This is a genomic window from Spirosoma montaniterrae (assembly GCF_001988955.1).
Taxonomy (GTDB): Bacteria; Bacteroidota; Bacteroidia; order Cytophagales; family Spirosomataceae; genus Spirosoma; species Spirosoma montaniterrae.
The window spans coordinates 1,691,430-1,707,105 of sequence record NZ_CP014263.1 but is presented as its reverse complement, the minus strand read 5'-3'; the positions used below and the strand labels follow the sequence as shown (position 1 = coordinate 1,707,105).

Genomic DNA, 15,676 nt, shown 5'->3' with positions numbered 1-15,676 from the left:
CGCCAAATTGGTATCAATTTTAGATTTTTTGAACAAAGAAGTCCGGTGCTTAGCGTACCGGACTTTTTTGCTGCACAAACGCTACAACTTCGTCCGCGCTCATTTTCTGCTGTTCGCCCGTTGTCATGTTCCTGACGCTCAGTTGGCCTGTCTGCACCTCGTCGGAGCCGATCAGCACCACAAACGGAATAGTCCTGGTGTTGGCATACTCGAGCATCTTCTTCACTTTGGCAAAGTCGGGATATAGTTCGGCGACTATGCTGGCCGTTCGTAGCTGACGCAGCAGCGGCAACGCTACGGCGCGGGCATCTGCGTCAAACGGCACGAGCAATACGGTTGTTCCCTGCCCGGCTCCGGTCGGAAACAAGTTCAGTTCGTCCATTACGTCATAAATGCGGTCGACGCCGAACGAGATGCCAACACCCGAAAGCCCCGGCATACCGAATGCGCCGGTCAGGTTGTCGTAGCGTCCGCCACCACTCACGCTGCCGATGCTCACTCCGTTGGCTTTGACTTCAAAAATAGCTCCCGTGTAGTACGACAATCCCCTCGCCAGCGTAGCGTCGAATTCGATACGCGGATTGGTAAGGCCGTATTGCTCAACCAATTGCATCGTTTCTTCCAGTTCGATAATACCCTTCTGAGCGATTTCTGACGTAGCCAGCCAGTTTTTGAGCTGGTTGAGCGTGGCGGTCAGGTCGGTCGTTTCGGCGAAGAGCGGGTCGAGACTGGCGATAGCGGCATCCGAAAAACCGCGTTCGCGGAGTTCATCCAGTACTTTGTCTTTGCCGATTTTGTCGAGTTTATCAATAGCGACGCTCAGCGTACTCTCCTGACCGGGAACGCCAATTACCTCGGCAATGCCTGCCAGAATTTTCCGATTGTTGATTTTGAGCGTAAAATGCTGAACGCCCAGATTCCTGAATACTTCATGAACCATCAGCACGATTTCTGCTTCGCACAGCAGCGAATCTGTACCTACCACATCGGCATCGCACTGGTAAAACTCACGATAACGACCTTTTTGGGGCCGGTCGGCTCGCCAAACGGGCTGCATTTGATAGCGTTTGAAGGGCAAGGCAATGTTGTTGCGATTCATAACGACGTAACGGGCAAACGGCACCGTGAGGTCGTAGCGCAATCCCTTCTCCGCAAGTTTAGGTGTCAGTTTTTTAGAACCGCCGGAACCACGGACGGCATCGAGGTCGGCGTCGGTCAGGCTGGCGGCAAAATCGCCGGAGTTCAGGATTTTAAACAGGAGTTGATCGCCTTCGTCGCCGTATTTTCCTGTCAGCGTCGAGAGGTTTTCGATGGAAGGCGTTTCGAGTGGCTGAAAGCCGAACCGCTGAAACGTCTGCCGAATCGTATCGAAAATAAAAAGCCGTTTACGCATCTGCTCCGGCCCAAAATCGCGTGTTCCTTTAGGTAGCGTGGGTTTCTGCATCCTGCAAAATTAGGCAGGTTTGCGGTTACTGTACATAAAATCCTGTAAATCCTGTAAATCCTGTCTAAAAAAACCTTAATTTTGCGGCTCGAAACGGAATTCAGATAAACACAATACCAGTCATGGCAATAACAGAACTCAAGCGCAAAGGTCGGAAAAACCGGGCCATCGCCAATAACAAAACGGCGGCTATCAAGCAATTACTGCGCAGACCTATCATTAAAAACGTAGACGTTGAGGCCATCAAAGCGTCGTTCGCCGAGAAAAAATAAGCCGCTAAACCTCGCCCTTACCCGGTGAGGTTTTTCGTTTATGCCGGCTGCGGTCGCGTTTTTTCAACTCCCGACGCACAAATCGGCGGTAATCCAACTGCGCCCGGTAGCGCACGGCCTGCCCAAATACCGATAGCCCACCATTGACCAAAATCAGGCCGTAGGTGCCCCACCCGACCCACTGCTGCCACGAGGCACCCGTGTGTTTGGCATAGCTTGCTTCAGATAGTACACACAGGCCCGCTCCTACCAGCACCAGCCCCAACGGAGCTGTAAGCAGCCATTTGGTTCGGGTACTCATCCTATTCACCAATTTCCGGCCCGGTGGTTCGGGAAGCTTTGCCATCACGTATCAGATTCTGATTAACAGGCAAAGATAACGGTACGGATGTATGCTTCGTTACTATCGGCTTAACAGTTGGATAACATTACGATGGATACTCGATGCTGGCCCCCGTTTCTTTAAATCCGGCAGGTTCACGCAGTCGTTTCCAGCCTTCGCTTAAAAAACCGACGCCGTAGCCTGTCAACTGCACAAAAGCCGCTGCCACACTGAGCAGGCCAACGGTCAGATTCCGCTCTTTTCGAATGGCATCAATCAAAACCACAAGCGAAAAAATGGCTAATACGCTCAATGACAACCAGCCTAACACCGGACTAACCAATGCCCATATCGGCACCGACACGACAAAAAGTGTGAACAGGGCCGGGAATGTATGCACCAATTTTAATTCGTTGGGGTAATAACGGCTGATATTGATACGGGCGCGGCCAAAGAATCGCAGTTGCCGAAAAAACTGCCCGAAATTCGTCCGACGTTTGTGGTAAATAAACGCATCGGGAATCAGGCCCGTAGAAAAACCATTCTTGATAATACGAATGGCAAATTCAATGTCTTCACCCATCCGGCTCAGTTTATAACCGCCAATGCGCTCCCACACCTTCCGCGACAACCCCATGTTGAAGCTACGCGGGTGATACGTACCACCTAAGTTTTTCTTGCTGCCCCGAATTCCCCCCGTCGTAAAAGGCGAAGTCATCGAATAGCTGATGGCTTTTTGAACGGGCGTAAAGTCGGGATGGGCCGCGTCGGGACCACCGTAGGCATCCAGCCACTGACTCGTAAGCCGCTGATTGACAACGGCAAAATAGTTGGGTGGTACGAGGGCATCCGAGTCGAATATCACGAAATAATCGCCCTCGGCCCGCTCAAAACCGTAGTTGCGCGTAAAGCCCTGCCCGGAGTTGGGCTTAAAAAAATACCGAATCCGCAGCCGGTCAGCGAATTCCGCTACAACGCCGTCGGCTTTCTCAACCGAACCATCTTCGATAACCAGCACCTCAAACTGCGTATATGTCTGCTTCGTCAGACTGTCGAGCAGTTCGCGCAGTTCGCCGGGGCGGTTGTAGACGGGGATGATGATGGAGAAAAACATAGTTTGTTTTGAACGATGAGTGATGAGTGATGAACGATGAGTGGGCTGACGCCAGTATTCTGCTCTCGCGTCAGCAAACTCATCACTCATCACTCATCACTTCCAATAAAGCTTCTTCATTCGCCTGAATTACCTCGTCGATCAGGTCGTTGGTGAGGGCGACGGAGACGAACAGGCTCTCGAACTGCGACGGGGCCAGATAAACGCCCCGCTTTAGCATGGCATGGAAATAACGGCCAAACAACGGCAAGTCGCAGGATTTGGCGTCGGCGAAATCACTTACGGAACGCTCGGTCATGAAGAGCGTGAACATCGAACCGATCTGGTTGATAGTATAATTTAGTCCGGCTTTTTGGAGTCCGGCCCGGAATCCTGTTGCCAGTTTTTCGCCAATCTCGTCTAAGCGCGTATACACGTCCGGGTGGTCGTTGAGGTGGTGAAGCATGGCTAAACCCGCCGACATGGCAATGGGGTTGCCCGACAGTGTTCCGGCCTGATAGACCGGTCCGGCGGGCGACACTACGTTCATGATCTCGGCGCGCCCCCCGTAAGCACCCACTGGCATTCCGCCCCCAATGATTTTACCCAGCGTGGTCAGGTCGGGCGTAATTCCGAAACGTTCCTGTGCGCCCCCTTTTGCCAGCCGAAAACCGGTCATGACTTCATCGAAAATTAGCACAACCCCGTGTTTGTTGCACAGGTCGCGGACGCCTTGCAGAAATCCGGGTTCGGGTATCACGCAACCCATATTGCCTACTACCGGCTCCAGAATCAGAGCCGCCACCTGATTTTGATTGTTGTCGAGCAGTACCTCAACAGCCGCCAGATTGTTATAAGGCGCGGTGAGCGTGTCGGCGGCAGTGGCTTTGGTCACGCCGGGCGAGTCGGGTACGCCCATCGTTACGGCCCCACTGCCAGCCGCAATCAGAAACGAATCGCCATGACCGTGGTAGCACCCTTCGAACTTAATGATTTTATCGCGACCGGTAAACCCCCTCGCTACCCGAATGGCAGCCATTGTGGCTTCAGTACCCGAATTAACCATCCGCACTTTTTCGATAGAGGGCACCATCGACACAATCAGTTCGGCCATTTCGACCTCCTTGCGCGTGGGTGCCCCGAACGAAAACGAATACTGAATGGCATCGCGCACGGCCTTTTCAACCGGCTCGAACGCATGACCCAGAATCATCGGCCCCCACGAATTAATCAGCTCTATATACTGCCGACCGTCTTCATCGTATACATACGGTCCTTTGCCCGATTTAATGAACAGCGGACTACCGCCCACTGCCCGAAATGCCCGTACCGGCGAATTTACGCCACCGGGAATCAATGTTTTAGCCTTCTCAAAAAGTTGTTCGCTTGTGGTCATGTGGTGTTGAATGGTTGAGTGGTTGAATGATAGAATGGTTGAGTGATTGAGTGATTGAATACCGGCTTAGCCCGACCTAACCATTCAATCATTCTATCATTCAACCACTCAATCATTCAACCACTCAATTGATTTTAGTGAACCGTCCGCTGTCGTATTTTACGATGGGAACGATCTGATTTTCATTGGATTGGGTATAGTCGAATCCCGACAGCAGGTAGTCGTCGGTGTCGGAGCGCAGGGTGGCCCGGCTCCGAAATGGTACGCCGTTTTTCGCCAACTGCCGCCCGAAAAATAGCATCATGTCGTAGCCCTGAGCCGTAAATACCGACGGAATAGTATTGCGTTTAGCTAAATACTGCTCTTCAAACGACAGCACAAACTCACGTTGATTGTCAATATAGTCGGGATAGAGCAGGTACAAATCCCGGCGGGTAAACGTTGAGGTTGAGTTCCGATAGTAATCGAAGGCCGATGCCGTTGCCATCAGCGGGCCACTCACGCGCCGACGGGCGAGCGCGTCGAGCAGTCGGGGGCCATCGTCATCGCTGATGCTGGCTAAGAAAACGTGGCCCAGCGTAATGGGAGACACGGTGGTCGCCGATTGAGCAGCCGAAGCCGTTGCCGGGCGGGCGGCAGGTGTCAATCGCATGGCATCGGCGGTTGCCTGGGCGGTTGCTTTTAGTCGCTGAAAATCAACAACCTGAGCATTCAGTCGTTTCAGTTCAGCCTGGTACGCCACGGCCAGCAGCGAATCTTTCCGCGACGCACCGAAATAAATGGCAACCCGCCGATTCGGTCCCAGCCGCATGGCGTGTGCTGCCATTTGCTGCGCCTGCCGGGTCAGCGATGGCTGTGCCAGAAACGCCATCGGCTGGTTGAGTATCAGCTCGTTACTGGTTGCAATTGGATTCAGTAACAGGATATTATTCTGATTGGCGTAGGCCGTTGCAATTTTATTGGGTTCCACATACAACGGGCCGATAATCAGGTCGGTCTGGCTGAAGGCAGAACCGTTGAGTAACTCCTGCGTTTTGGCAGCATCGTTGTCAACGTCGTAGGCAAACAGGTTTACCGTAATTCCTTCCTCCTGAAGTTTATCTTTCGCCATTCTGATGCCGTCATACAGGTCATATACGTACTGATTTGACCGTAGCCGCTTACCTGAATCAAACTCACTGATGCGAAAGGGAAACATAATCGCGACGTTGTAATATCCCTTCGCCCGACCCGACCGGTTATTTGGGCGCGTGGCGGGCGAGGCAGCAGGCGTTGTTGCGGGCTGAACCGGCGGAGTATTCGACCGCGCCGAGGCCGTTACCGGTACGCCAAACCGGTTTGTCAGCCGGTCCGACAGTTCCAGATCATCTTTATCGCTCGACGTGCGCTGAATCAGGTTAATCAGAGCCAGCCCGACGCTTCGGTTCTGCGGGAACTCCCGATTCAGTTGCTTCAGTTGGTTCAGGTTGGTGATACGCCCGACAAACGTTTCTTCGAGGGAGTTGATGGCGGGCCGTAATCCTGGGTCGCCAATCTGCTGCAAGGCCGTCAGGGCGTCTTCGTACTGGCCGTTTTCCATATTCACCACTCCCAGCAGGTAGTGGGCTTCGTCTTTTTTGGGCCAGTCGGGGAAGCGGTTCTGCAACTGCTTGAGCATCAGCCGGGCCTGATCGAGTTTGCGTTCGCGCAGGCAGGCGAGGGCATAGTAGTAGTGGGCATAGGGTGCCAGCACACCCCCTCGTTGGATAATTGCGTTCAGGTCGGTTTTGGCGCGGACGTAGTCGCCTATTTTTACTGATTCAACAGCCGACCGGTATCGCCGTTGCGCGTCTGTCGATACCTGAGCCAGAACCTGATTGGCGAACAACAGCGTGATCAGACCAATAATGAACCGGCACCTGCTTATGTTCATAGTTTGTTGGAGTTTATGCACAAAAGCAACGCAGCCGCGTTGCTTTTGTTAAGTTAATCAGGAATTTCGATTGCATTGACTCCCCGCAGTTATTTCTTCGGCTTAGCTTTGCGCTGAATCTCTTCGGCCTGTTTGCGGGCCTCGTCAGCAGCGGCTAACTGCTTTTGGAGCATCGCCTGAAAACCACCCGGCTTCTTGCCCTGCCCGCTGGCAATCTTTTTCCGGTTATCGTCCAGCACCGCCTTTATTTTATCCTCGTCAACAAATCGGCGAATCAATTGCTGTTGAGCGATAGTGACGACGTTCGACACAAAATAATAAAACGTCAGACCTGCCGGATACGAATTCAGCACGAACATAAACATGATCGGGAATACGTAACTCAGCTTTTTCATGTCGATAGGGCCGGGCTGCGTGGGTGTGGTCTGGTTGTTGAAATACGCAAATCCGATAGACGACACCGTCATAAGTACCGTAAACAAGCTCAGGTGACCGCCTACGAAAGGAATGTTCGGGAAGGTCAGCACAGCATCGTAGGTCGAGAGGTCACTGGCCCACAAGAATGGTTTCTGCCGCAATTCGATCAGATTTGGGAAGAGCATGAACAGCGCAAACAGAATGGGCATGGTTGCCAGCACCGGCACGCAGCCACTGAGCGGGCTAACGCCCACTTCCTGATACAGCTTCATCTGCTCGGACTGCTGCTTCGCCATGTCATCGCCCACACGGGCTTTGATGGCCTCGATTTCCGGAGCCAACACCCGCATTTTCGCCATGCTGACATAAGACCGGTAAGTTAACGGGGTGAGAATCAGTTTCACAAACACCACCAGCACGATAATCAGCAGGCCGTAGTTGGAAATAAATTTTTCGAGCAGGTTAAATACCGGCACGAAAAAATATTTGTTGATGGGCTTCAGAATCGAGTAACCGAGGTACACATTCCGGTCGAATTCGGGGGCTACGTCGCCCAGCAGTTGGAAGTCGTTAGGACCGAAATAGTATGCATACTGCCCTTTGCCCGCTTTCACGTCTGCCATCGGCAGCATCACGTCGGTAAGGGCCGTTTTTACCGTTTTCGGGTCGGCGGGGTCTACCGTAGTCTGGAAGCTGGCTTTTTCCAGCGGGGCATTTTTAGCGACAAAGCCCGACAGAAAATACTTGTGTTTAATGGTAAACCAGCGAACGGGTTCGTCAGCGGTGGCCTGCTCATTGGCTTCGCTCTCGGTCAGGCCGTTGAAGCTTTCACTGGCGGTCAGGTAGTTGACTGTAGCGGCCCGGCGGTTGTTCGCCAAATCGTTTTCGTACTGCCGCATCCGGTCTTCCCAAACAAAGTGGATGTTCTCGTTGCCAGCCACGTTGCTTAGGCCCGTCAGTTTCAGGTCGTAGTTAATCACGTAGCCTTCTGCCGGCACGGTATACACCTGTTCAATCACCTGCCCCGGTGCTACCTCAGCCCGGAATGCAATCTGTTGTGGCTTCCCGTTTGCGATGCCACCGGCTGCGGCAGTCTGAAAATACAGTTGGTGCAGATCGACCTTACCCCGATTGGTGGGCAGCTCAAGCACCATTTTGCTGCTTTGTTCATCAATCAGCACCAGGGGCTTCTGGTCGTAGGTTTTATAGTTTTTGAGGATAACCTCTTTAACACGCCCTCCGAGCGTGCTGAACGTTACTTTAACGTCTTTGTTTTCAACAACAATGTCGCGGAGCTGCCCGTTGGCAAGAGCGGCAAAATCGCCGAATTGTGCTTTCAGCGCGACCGAATCGGTGCCCTGTGCAGTTGGTGCTGACGATGGCTGTGGAGCTGTAGTAGCAGACGGTTTGGTAGTTTGTGATGCCCTGGCAGGTTCTTTCACCGGCTCCGGTTTCGGCATCAGTAGCTGGTAGCCGACTATCATCGCCAGAATCAGGACGATGCCGATAAGTTGATTACGATCCATTACGATAGTTTGAGGTTCGTCGTTCAACGTTTGCGGTTCAACACTGAAAGCGAATCGCACCGGATACCCGGTAAAACGTTAAACGACAAACAAAATTTACTGCAAAATTACACCCAATCGGTTGGTTAATCAACCATGTCGGCGGTTTCTACGGGAGCGGCATGTTCATTGGGCTGAGCGGCACGTTTGTGCTGACTATGGGCGAGGGCCGCTCCCACAAATTTCACAAAGAGCGGATGCGGGTTCATAACCGTGCTTTTCAGTTCGGGATGGAACTGCACGCCCATAAACCACGGATGCCCGGTCAGTTCAACCACTTCAACCAGCCCGGTATCGGGGTTTATGCCCGTGGGGCGCAGCCCGGCCCGCTCAAACGCGTCGGCATAGCTGCTGTTAAACTCATAGCGGTGGCGGTGGCGTTCGCTGATCTGGGTTTTACCATAAATCTGATGCGCCAGCGAGTCGCGTTTGAGTTTGCAGGTGTACGCCCCCAGCCGCATGGTTCCGCCTTTGTCGGTCACGTTTTTCTGATCTTCCATCAGGCAGATGACCGGGTTGGCCGTGTGCGGGTCCATTTCGGTCGAGTGGGCATCGGCAATGTTCATCACATGCCGGGCATACTCAATTACGGCCATCTGCATACCCAGACAAATGCCTAAGAAAGGAACCCCGTGTTCGCGGACGTAGCGTACAGCGTTGATTTTACCGTCGATACCGCGTTCGCCAAAGCCGGGTGCTACCAACACGCCATCGAGGTCGTGGAGTACGTCGGCGCAGTGATGTTCGTCAAGGAGCGTTTCAGACTGAATCCACTCGATTTTCACCTTGCACTCGTTCTGCGCTCCGGCATGAATGAACGACTCGGCAATGGATTTATACGCATCGTGCAACTCAACGTACTTGCCTACCAGCCCAATCCGCACCACGTCGCCGGGGTTTTTCAGCCGTCCCAGAAACGATTTCCAGGCGTCAAGTTCGGCATCTTTGTCATTATACAGGTCGAGCATGTACAACGCCCGCTGATCGAGCCGCTCTTTTTGCATCAGCAGCGGTACGTCGTAGATCGTTTCGGCATCGATGGCTTCGATGACCGACGACACCTGCACGTTACAGAACAGCGCGATTTTCCGGCGAATCTCCTGCGGCAGCGGATATTCGGTGCGGCACACGATAATATCGGGCTGTACACCATTCTCAAGCAACATCCTGACGGAGTGCTGCGTTGGTTTGGTTTTCAGTTCGCCCGCCGATTGCAGGTACGGCACTAACGTAAGATGAATGACGAGCGTATCTTTCTCGCCGAGTTCAAATTTCAACTGCCGCACGGCCTCCACAAACGGTAGCGACTCGATGTCGCCAACGCAGCCGCCAATCTCGGTGATAACGATGTCGTACTCGCCCGTATCGCCCAGCAGCCGGATGTTGCGCTTGATCTCATCGGTGATGTGCGGCACCACCTGCACGGTTTTACCGAGGAAGTCGCCCCGGCGTTCGCGGGTGATGACGTTGTTGTAGATACGACCGGTGGTGATGTTGTTGGCCTGCGAGGTAGGTGTGTTCAAAAACCGCTCGTAGTGACCAAGATCGAGGTCTGTTTCGGCTCCGTCGTCGGTGACGTAGCATTCGCCGTGTTCGTAGGGATTGAGTGTGCCAGGATCAATGTTGATATACGGATCGAATTTCTGAATCGTTACCGTAAGCCCCCGTGATTGCAGCAGTTTGGCAAGTGATGAAGCAATGATGCCCTTGCCGAGCGAAGACGTCACCCCGCCTGTGACGAAAATATATTTTGCGGATTTAGGTCCCGTAGCCGCCATAAGTGAAAACCTGTTTGGGTCATTACGGGGTATAAAGGTACGGAAAAAACGGAGGAAGCGGGCAGGCAGTCATGAAAAAGTTAAGACCGTTGGCTAAACTTCGCCGTAATCTGTCTGAGTGCTTGGCGGTTAGGAGCCAGAAAAAAATTATACCCTTAACCCCGCTGCCGCCTGCTCATCGACCATCCAGACCAGTTCGCCATTCGTCGGCTTTATCATCTGCGAGGGGTAGCTGTCAGGCTGAAATTCGCCCTCCAGCACGTGGCGCAGTGGCTCCGCTTTTTTCGGACCGGCCACTAAAAACAGCACACAGGCCGCCCGGTTCACAACGGGAGCCGTCAGTGTTAGCCGATACATGTTTTGCTGCGTCAGAAAATACGCTTTCGTCCAGGCAGTTTGTTCATGAACGACGTCGGTGCCGGGAAACAGCGAAAGCGTGTGCCCATCGTCGCCCATGCCCAGCAAGACAAGGTCGAACGTTGGCGCAGCGGCATCAGGAAAATAGTCGTGTAAAATCCGACTGTAATCGGCGGCAGCGGCTTCGGGGTCAAGGTCGGTACGCCAGACGTGGATTTGATCCTCGGGTGTATATACATGACCCAGCAGCGTATCGTAGGCCATACCCGCGTTGCTGAGCGGGTCATCGATGGAAACATACCGTTCATCGCCCCAGAACACATGGAGTTGCAGCCACGGAATCTGCTCAGCATAAGGCGATTTCGCCAGCAGTTCATGCAAGGCTTTGGGCGTACTGCCGCCCGACAGTGCGATGGTAAACCGTTCCTGTTTTTTAAGCGTATCTACGATGCGTTTCGCTATGAAGTCGGCAGCTTTCTTCGCCAGATCAGCCGAATTTTTCGTTACAATCAGTTGCATAGGCGTTATTTCGTTTCCCACCTGAATCCATCTTTGCCTACCAATTCGTCGGCGGCCTGTGGTCCCCACGAGCCGGGCGCATAGTTTGGGAAGTCGGCGGGTGGTTCGGCAGCCCAGGCGTCGAGAATGGGCGTAACCACCTGCCAGGCCGCTTCGACCTGATCGGCCCGCATAAAGAGGGTAGCGTCGCCGGTCATCACGTCTAAGAGCAGGGTTTCGTAGGCTTCCGGTTCCTGCCCGGCGTATTCGGTTTTGTAGCTAAACACCATCTCAACCGGGTCGAGGGCCAGGGTTTGGCCGGGCCGCTTGGCCTGAATTCGCAGCCGGATATCCATAGCGGGCTGAATACCAATGCTCAGGCGGTTCGATTTCCAGGTTTTGGTGGCTTCGTCGGGAAACGCAAAATCGGGCGCGGCCTTGAATTTGATTTTGATAACCGTCGTTTTTTCGGGCAATGATTTACCCGTGCGCAGGTAGAACGGCACGTTTTCCCACCGCCAGTTATCGACATACAGTTTGATGGCTGCAAACGTTTCGGTGGCCGAGTCGGGTTTTACGCCCTCCTCCTGCCGGTAGCCGGGCCGTTCTTCGCCGTTAATCGGGCCGGGGCCGTACTGCCCGCGCACGGCCATGTCGTTGACCTGTTCGGGCCGGATGCGCCGGATGGCGTGCAACACGTCGACTTTTTTGTTACGAACCTCGTTGGCGTCGAAGTTAACCGGTGCTTCGGTAGCCACCATGCACAGCACCTGAAGGAGGTGATTCTGAATCATGTCGCGCAGGGCACCGGAGCCTTCGTAGTAGCCCCCGCGCCCCTCCAGCCCAACCGTTTCAGAAGCCGTAATCTGCACGTAATCGATGTACCGGCGGTTCCAGATGGGTTCAAAGAGCGAGTTGGCAAACCGCAGGGCCAGAATATTCTGCACGGTTTCTTTGCCGAGATAATGGTCGATACGGTAAATCTGCTCTTCGGCAAACAGCCCGCCCAGCAGCGCATTGAGTTCTCTGGCTGTTTTCAGATCGTGTCCGAACGGTTTCTCGACCACGATTCGCACGTTCTGTTTATCGCCACAGAGCGGCAGATTACCGAGGTTGGTAGCAATGCCAGGCACCAACTGCGGAGCTACGGCGAGGTAGAATATCACGTTGGCGTGCATGCCCCACTCCGTTTGCCGGGCCGACACGTAATCGGCTAATTTTCCGTAGGCGTTTTCATTGCCCGCGTCCATTTGCAGGTACGAAATTTTGGGCGCGAACCGATCCCACGTAACGTCAAGATCGTCTTTTCGGCGCGAGAACTGACGAACGCCTTCGAGCAGCCGCTCGCGAAACGTTTCGTCGGTATAGTCGCTCCGGCCCAGGCCAACAACGGCGAATTGTTCGGGCAGGTAGTTGTCGATAGTGAGGTTGTACAGAGCGGGGGTCAGTTTGCGGAGATTGAGGTCTCCACTGCCGCCGAAGATAAATAACACCGTGGCGGATAGCCGCTGGTTGGTGGCTGGAATCATAATCCGGTTGTATTGCTGGGCCGCAAATTACCTACACGCCCCGTTCCGAACAAGTTTAGCCTGTTAAGGTTTCATCTTGGCGAGCCATTTACCTACTTTTGCGCCACGTTTCAAGTTAAAAGAAATGTTATTACACAGAGCTTCGCAGAGCAATCGTAACAACTTGTTCACCCAGCCAGCTCACGTAGAACGCAGTACCAATAAATAACACTATGAAAATTGCCATCGGCTCCGACCACGCCGGTTTCCGCTACAAAGAAGCCATCAAACAGTACCTCATCAGCCACGGCCACGACGTTATCGACAAAGGCACTGACTCGGAAGCTTCGGTCGATTATCCGCGTTTTATCCGGCCTGTTGCCGAAGCTGTTGCCGCCGGAGCCGTTGACCGGGGTATTGTACTGGGCGGGTCGGGTAACGGAGAAGCCATTGCGGCCAACCGCGTTAAAGGGGTTCGCTGTGCGCTGTGCTGGAACGAAGAGTCGGCCCGGCTCGGACGGCAACACAACGACGCCAACGTGATTTCGATTGGCGAACGGATGATAAGCGAAGAAATGGCCCTGAAAATCGTGCAAATCTGGCTCGACACACCCTTTGAAGGCGGGCGGCATCTGGCGCGTATTCAGCAGTTGGACGAGTGACTTTTCATAGTGTGAACTGCCGTCTATATTTTACATATGCCGGGTAAAGAGATTGTTGCACAGAGCTTCGCAGAGTAATCAGGAAGATACACCGAGAATTGGGTTAAATTTCGGCGTATCTCTTTTTCTCAGTGCATCTTTGTGTAACAACCTCTTCACCCAACACATATAGAACGTAGTACACAGAACGTAGTATAAGCGTATGGACAGGCGGGTTCGGCAGGTGGGTTATTTTTTGTCGGGCCAGTACTTTTCGGCGGGCCTGCGCATCACGCTGTCCATTTTGCTGCCTGCATTGGTTTTCAGCCAGTTCGATCAGCTATCGACCGGCATTACCTTGTCGATTGGCGCATTGAGCGTAACCCTGGCCGACGCGCCCGGCCCGGTGCAGCACCGGCGCAACGGCATGGCCATTGCCGCGCTGGCGGGTTTTCTGATGACGCTCATTACCGGCTTCGCCCGCCTGAACGACCTTACGCTGGGTTTCGTCATTGGTATCGCCAGCTTTTTTTTCTCCATGTTTACGCTCTACGGCCCCCGCGCTACGTCGGTCGGCACGGGGGCGTTGTTGGTGATGGTGCTGATGATGGACCGCGACATGGACGGTCCGGCCATTCTGCGCGAGAGTGGATTGGTGCTGGCGGGTGGTGTATGGTATGCGGCCATCAGTATCCTGTCGGCCACGTTGCGGCCCTACCGACCGGCGCAGCAGGCTCTTAGCCTGTGTATCCACGAAATTGCCCGGTTCATGGCAATCAAAGCCGACTTTTACCGGGCCAATACCGACATAAACGATGATTACCGTCGATTGCTGGCGCAGCAGGTAGTGGTGAGTGAGCAGCAGAACGCCGTGCGCGAATTGCTGTTCAAAAGCGATCAGTATCTGGCCGAAGCCGATCCTACCGGGCAGCGGCTGGTGCTGACTTTTTCCGAAATGGTCGATTTCTACGAGCAGGTGGTGGCTATGTACTACGACTACAGCGACATTCGGCAGCGGTTTGGTCAATCGGGGGTGCTCGACGCCGTTGCTCATCTGATTCAGCAGATAGCCGACGAACTCGATCACCTCGGCCTAACCGTTCAGACCATCGTACCGAACCGGCAGCCACCTGACTTCGCCCAGCCATTAGCCGACCTGAAGCGACAGATCGACGCCCTCGACAATAGCGAAGGCCCTACGCTGGTGCTGCGCAAAGTGCTCATCAGCCTTCGGAATTTAAACCAGCGGCTACAGCGCATCCGGGCCAACTGGTCGGCTCCAACCGAGAACCTGACGGCTGGTAATCGGCTCGAATATGGGCGGTTTGTGTCGCATCAGGCCATCGACTGGCAATCGTTTCGCGACAACCTGACGTTCGATTCATCGACGTTCCGGTTTTCGCTGCGCATGGCCTTAGCCCTGTTGCTGGGTTACGTGGTTACGAAGCTGATGCCCTCCGGCCACCATAGCTACTGGGTACTGCTGACGATTCTGGTCATTCTGAAACCTGCCTACAGCCTGACCAGACAACGCAACCGCGAACGCATCATTGGCACTGTTGTTGGCGGCATCATAGGCGTGTTGATATTGCTGTTCGTTCAGAACAGCGTCGCACTGCTGGTGCTGATGGTACTGTTTATGCTGGGCACCTACAGCGCGTTGCGGATCAACTATATCGTGATGGTGATTTGCGTAACGCCCTTTGTGCTGATACTGACTACGTTTCTGGGCGTTAGCTTTATCAGCGCGGCTGGCGAACGCCTGCTCGACACGCTGCTGGGGGGCCTGATTGCGCTTTCGGCGGGGTATGCCCTCTTTCCGCGCTGGGAATCAGACCAGTTGATTACGCCGATGCGAGACGTATTAGCAGCCAACCTGCACTACATGACCCAGTTGTATAATCGACTATCGGGCAGCTACTTAACAGTGTTAGATTATAAGCTCGCCCGTAAAGAAGTCTACGTATCATCGGCCAATTTAGCGAGTGCTTTCCAGCGGATGACCTCCGAACCCAAGCACACGCAACGCAATGAAAAAGAAGTCTACGAGTTTGTGGTATTGACGCACATTCTGTCGGCCAACGTGGCTACGCTGCTAACGGGACTGCCGCCGGGTCAGCCCCGCCCCTACCCGGCTCCGTTGCTGCGCCCGGTTCGGCGCGGGCTGGTATTGCTGGCCGAAGCACAGCGCAAACTCGACCCTGCTTTCAACAAGCATCGGCTGTGGGAACAGTCGACCGCAGCACCAACCACTGCGGCTGCTCCACTAACGACGGATGAATCGGCTATGCTCGAACAGCTAACGTTTATTCAGCAGGTGTGTGCCGATATTTCAGCCGTTACGATAACTAAAGGGCTAATGCTCCCGCCTTCAGGCGGGGGATACAGCCCTTAACTCTTTGCTGATTAGATAGCGGACATATGCCGAGAAGTTTAAGCCTAATTTCTGAGCTTCTTTTTCCGCCTGTTCATG

General features: G+C 53.9%; 12 protein-coding genes. 3 read left to right on the top strand and 9 right to left on the bottom strand.

The genetic code is table 11. The features are described 5' to 3' along the window. Positions 1–49: 49 nt before the first annotated feature. Complete coding sequence (hisS, locus tag AWR27_RS07525) at positions 50–1,444, bottom strand: histidine--tRNA ligase (RefSeq protein WP_077130618.1); 1,395 nt, start codon at positions 1,442–1,444, stop codon at positions 50–52. Between the two features lie 122 nt (positions 1,445–1,566). Here hisS and AWR27_RS25485 point away from each other — a divergent pair, with 122 nt between their 5' ends. Continuing rightward, complete coding sequence (locus AWR27_RS25485) at positions 1,567–1,716, top strand: hypothetical protein (RefSeq protein ID WP_198045107.1); 150 nt, start codon at positions 1,567–1,569, stop codon at positions 1,714–1,716. A gap of 4 nt (positions 1,717–1,720) precedes the next feature. Here the strand turns inward: AWR27_RS25485 and AWR27_RS07520 are convergent, their stop codons facing one another. From AWR27_RS07520 to zwf, 8 genes are all read right to left on the bottom strand, one after another. Next, the gene (locus AWR27_RS07520; RefSeq protein WP_077130617.1) at positions 1,721–2,062 is read right to left on the bottom strand and encodes a hypothetical protein; all 342 of its coding nucleotides are present in this window, start codon (positions 2,060–2,062) and stop codon (positions 1,721–1,723) included. 82 nt (positions 2,063–2,144) lie between these two features. Then, complete coding sequence (locus AWR27_RS07515) at positions 2,145–3,152, bottom strand: glycosyltransferase family 2 protein (RefSeq protein ID WP_077130616.1); 1,008 nt, start codon at positions 3,150–3,152, stop codon at positions 2,145–2,147. Between the two features lie 82 nt (positions 3,153–3,234). Continuing rightward, positions 3,235–4,527: a glutamate-1-semialdehyde 2,1-aminomutase gene (gene hemL, locus AWR27_RS07510; RefSeq protein WP_077130615.1), complete on the bottom strand. Its 1,293-nt coding sequence runs from the start codon at positions 4,525–4,527 to the stop codon at positions 3,235–3,237. 124 nt (positions 4,528–4,651) lie between these two features. Further along, a complete protein-coding gene (gene bamD / locus AWR27_RS07505) occupies positions 4,652–6,439 on the bottom strand; it encodes an outer membrane protein assembly factor BamD (protein ID WP_077130614.1) in 1,788 nt (595 codons plus the stop codon). 89 nt (positions 6,440–6,528) lie between these two features. Beyond that, on the bottom strand, positions 6,529–8,382 hold the full coding sequence (gene yidC, locus AWR27_RS07500; RefSeq protein ID WP_077130613.1) for a membrane protein insertase YidC: 1,854 nt from the start codon (positions 8,380–8,382) through the stop codon (positions 6,529–6,531). Positions 8,383–8,507: 125 nt separating this feature from the next. Beyond that, positions 8,508–10,199, bottom strand: coding sequence for a CTP synthase (locus AWR27_RS07495; RefSeq protein WP_077130612.1), 1,692 nt, complete (start codon positions 10,197–10,199; stop codon positions 8,508–8,510). A gap of 147 nt (positions 10,200–10,346) precedes the next feature. Further along, on the bottom strand, positions 10,347–11,075 hold the full coding sequence (pgl, locus tag AWR27_RS07490) for a 6-phosphogluconolactonase (RefSeq protein ID WP_077130611.1): 729 nt from the start codon (positions 11,073–11,075) through the stop codon (positions 10,347–10,349). Positions 11,076–11,080: 5 nt separating this feature from the next. Next, positions 11,081–12,583 (bottom strand): glucose-6-phosphate dehydrogenase, encoded by a 1,503-nt coding sequence (gene zwf / locus AWR27_RS07485; protein WP_077130610.1) that lies wholly within the window; start codon positions 12,581–12,583, stop codon positions 11,081–11,083. Positions 12,584–12,795: 212 nt separating this feature from the next. On the opposite strand from zwf, the gene AWR27_RS07480 reads away from it, so the two are divergent. Together AWR27_RS07480 and AWR27_RS07475 are read left to right on the top strand one after the other, a co-directional pair. Then, on the top strand, positions 12,796–13,224 hold the full coding sequence (locus tag AWR27_RS07480) for a ribose-5-phosphate isomerase (RefSeq protein WP_077130609.1): 429 nt from the start codon (positions 12,796–12,798) through the stop codon (positions 13,222–13,224). A 202-nt stretch (positions 13,225–13,426) separates the two neighbouring features. Next, positions 13,427–15,598: an FUSC family protein gene (locus tag AWR27_RS07475; RefSeq protein ID WP_077130608.1), complete on the top strand. Its 2,172-nt coding sequence runs from the start codon at positions 13,427–13,429 to the stop codon at positions 15,596–15,598. Positions 15,599–15,676: the final 78 nt, after the last annotated feature.

Coding starts and splice junctions, on each gene's coding strand:
- zwf (WP_077130610.1), bottom strand. CDS start 12,583: ATGATTCCAGCCACCAACCAGCGGCTATCCGCCACGGTGTTATTTATC.
- hemL (WP_077130615.1), bottom strand. CDS start 4,527: ATGACCACAAGCGAACAACTTTTTGAGAAGGCTAAAACATTGATTCCC.
- AWR27_RS07520 (WP_077130617.1), bottom strand. CDS start 2,062: ATGGCAAAGCTTCCCGAACCACCGGGCCGGAAATTGGTGAATAGGATG.
- pgl (WP_077130611.1), bottom strand. CDS start 11,075: ATGCAACTGATTGTAACGAAAAATTCGGCTGATCTGGCGAAGAAAGCT.
- AWR27_RS25485 (WP_198045107.1), top strand. CDS start 1,567: ATGGCAATAACAGAACTCAAGCGCAAAGGTCGGAAAAACCGGGCCATC.
- yidC (WP_077130613.1), bottom strand. CDS start 8,382: ATGGATCGTAATCAACTTATCGGCATCGTCCTGATTCTGGCGATGATA.
- AWR27_RS07495 (WP_077130612.1), bottom strand. CDS start 10,199: ATGGCGGCTACGGGACCTAAATCCGCAAAATATATTTTCGTCACAGGC.
- bamD (WP_077130614.1), bottom strand. CDS start 6,439: ATGAACATAAGCAGGTGCCGGTTCATTATTGGTCTGATCACGCTGTTG.
- AWR27_RS07480 (WP_077130609.1), top strand. CDS start 12,796: ATGAAAATTGCCATCGGCTCCGACCACGCCGGTTTCCGCTACAAAGAA.
- AWR27_RS07515 (WP_077130616.1), bottom strand. CDS start 3,152: ATGTTTTTCTCCATCATCATCCCCGTCTACAACCGCCCCGGCGAACTG.
- hisS (WP_077130618.1), bottom strand. CDS start 1,444: ATGCAGAAACCCACGCTACCTAAAGGAACACGCGATTTTGGGCCGGAG.
- AWR27_RS07475 (WP_077130608.1), top strand. CDS start 13,427: ATGGACAGGCGGGTTCGGCAGGTGGGTTATTTTTTGTCGGGCCAGTAC.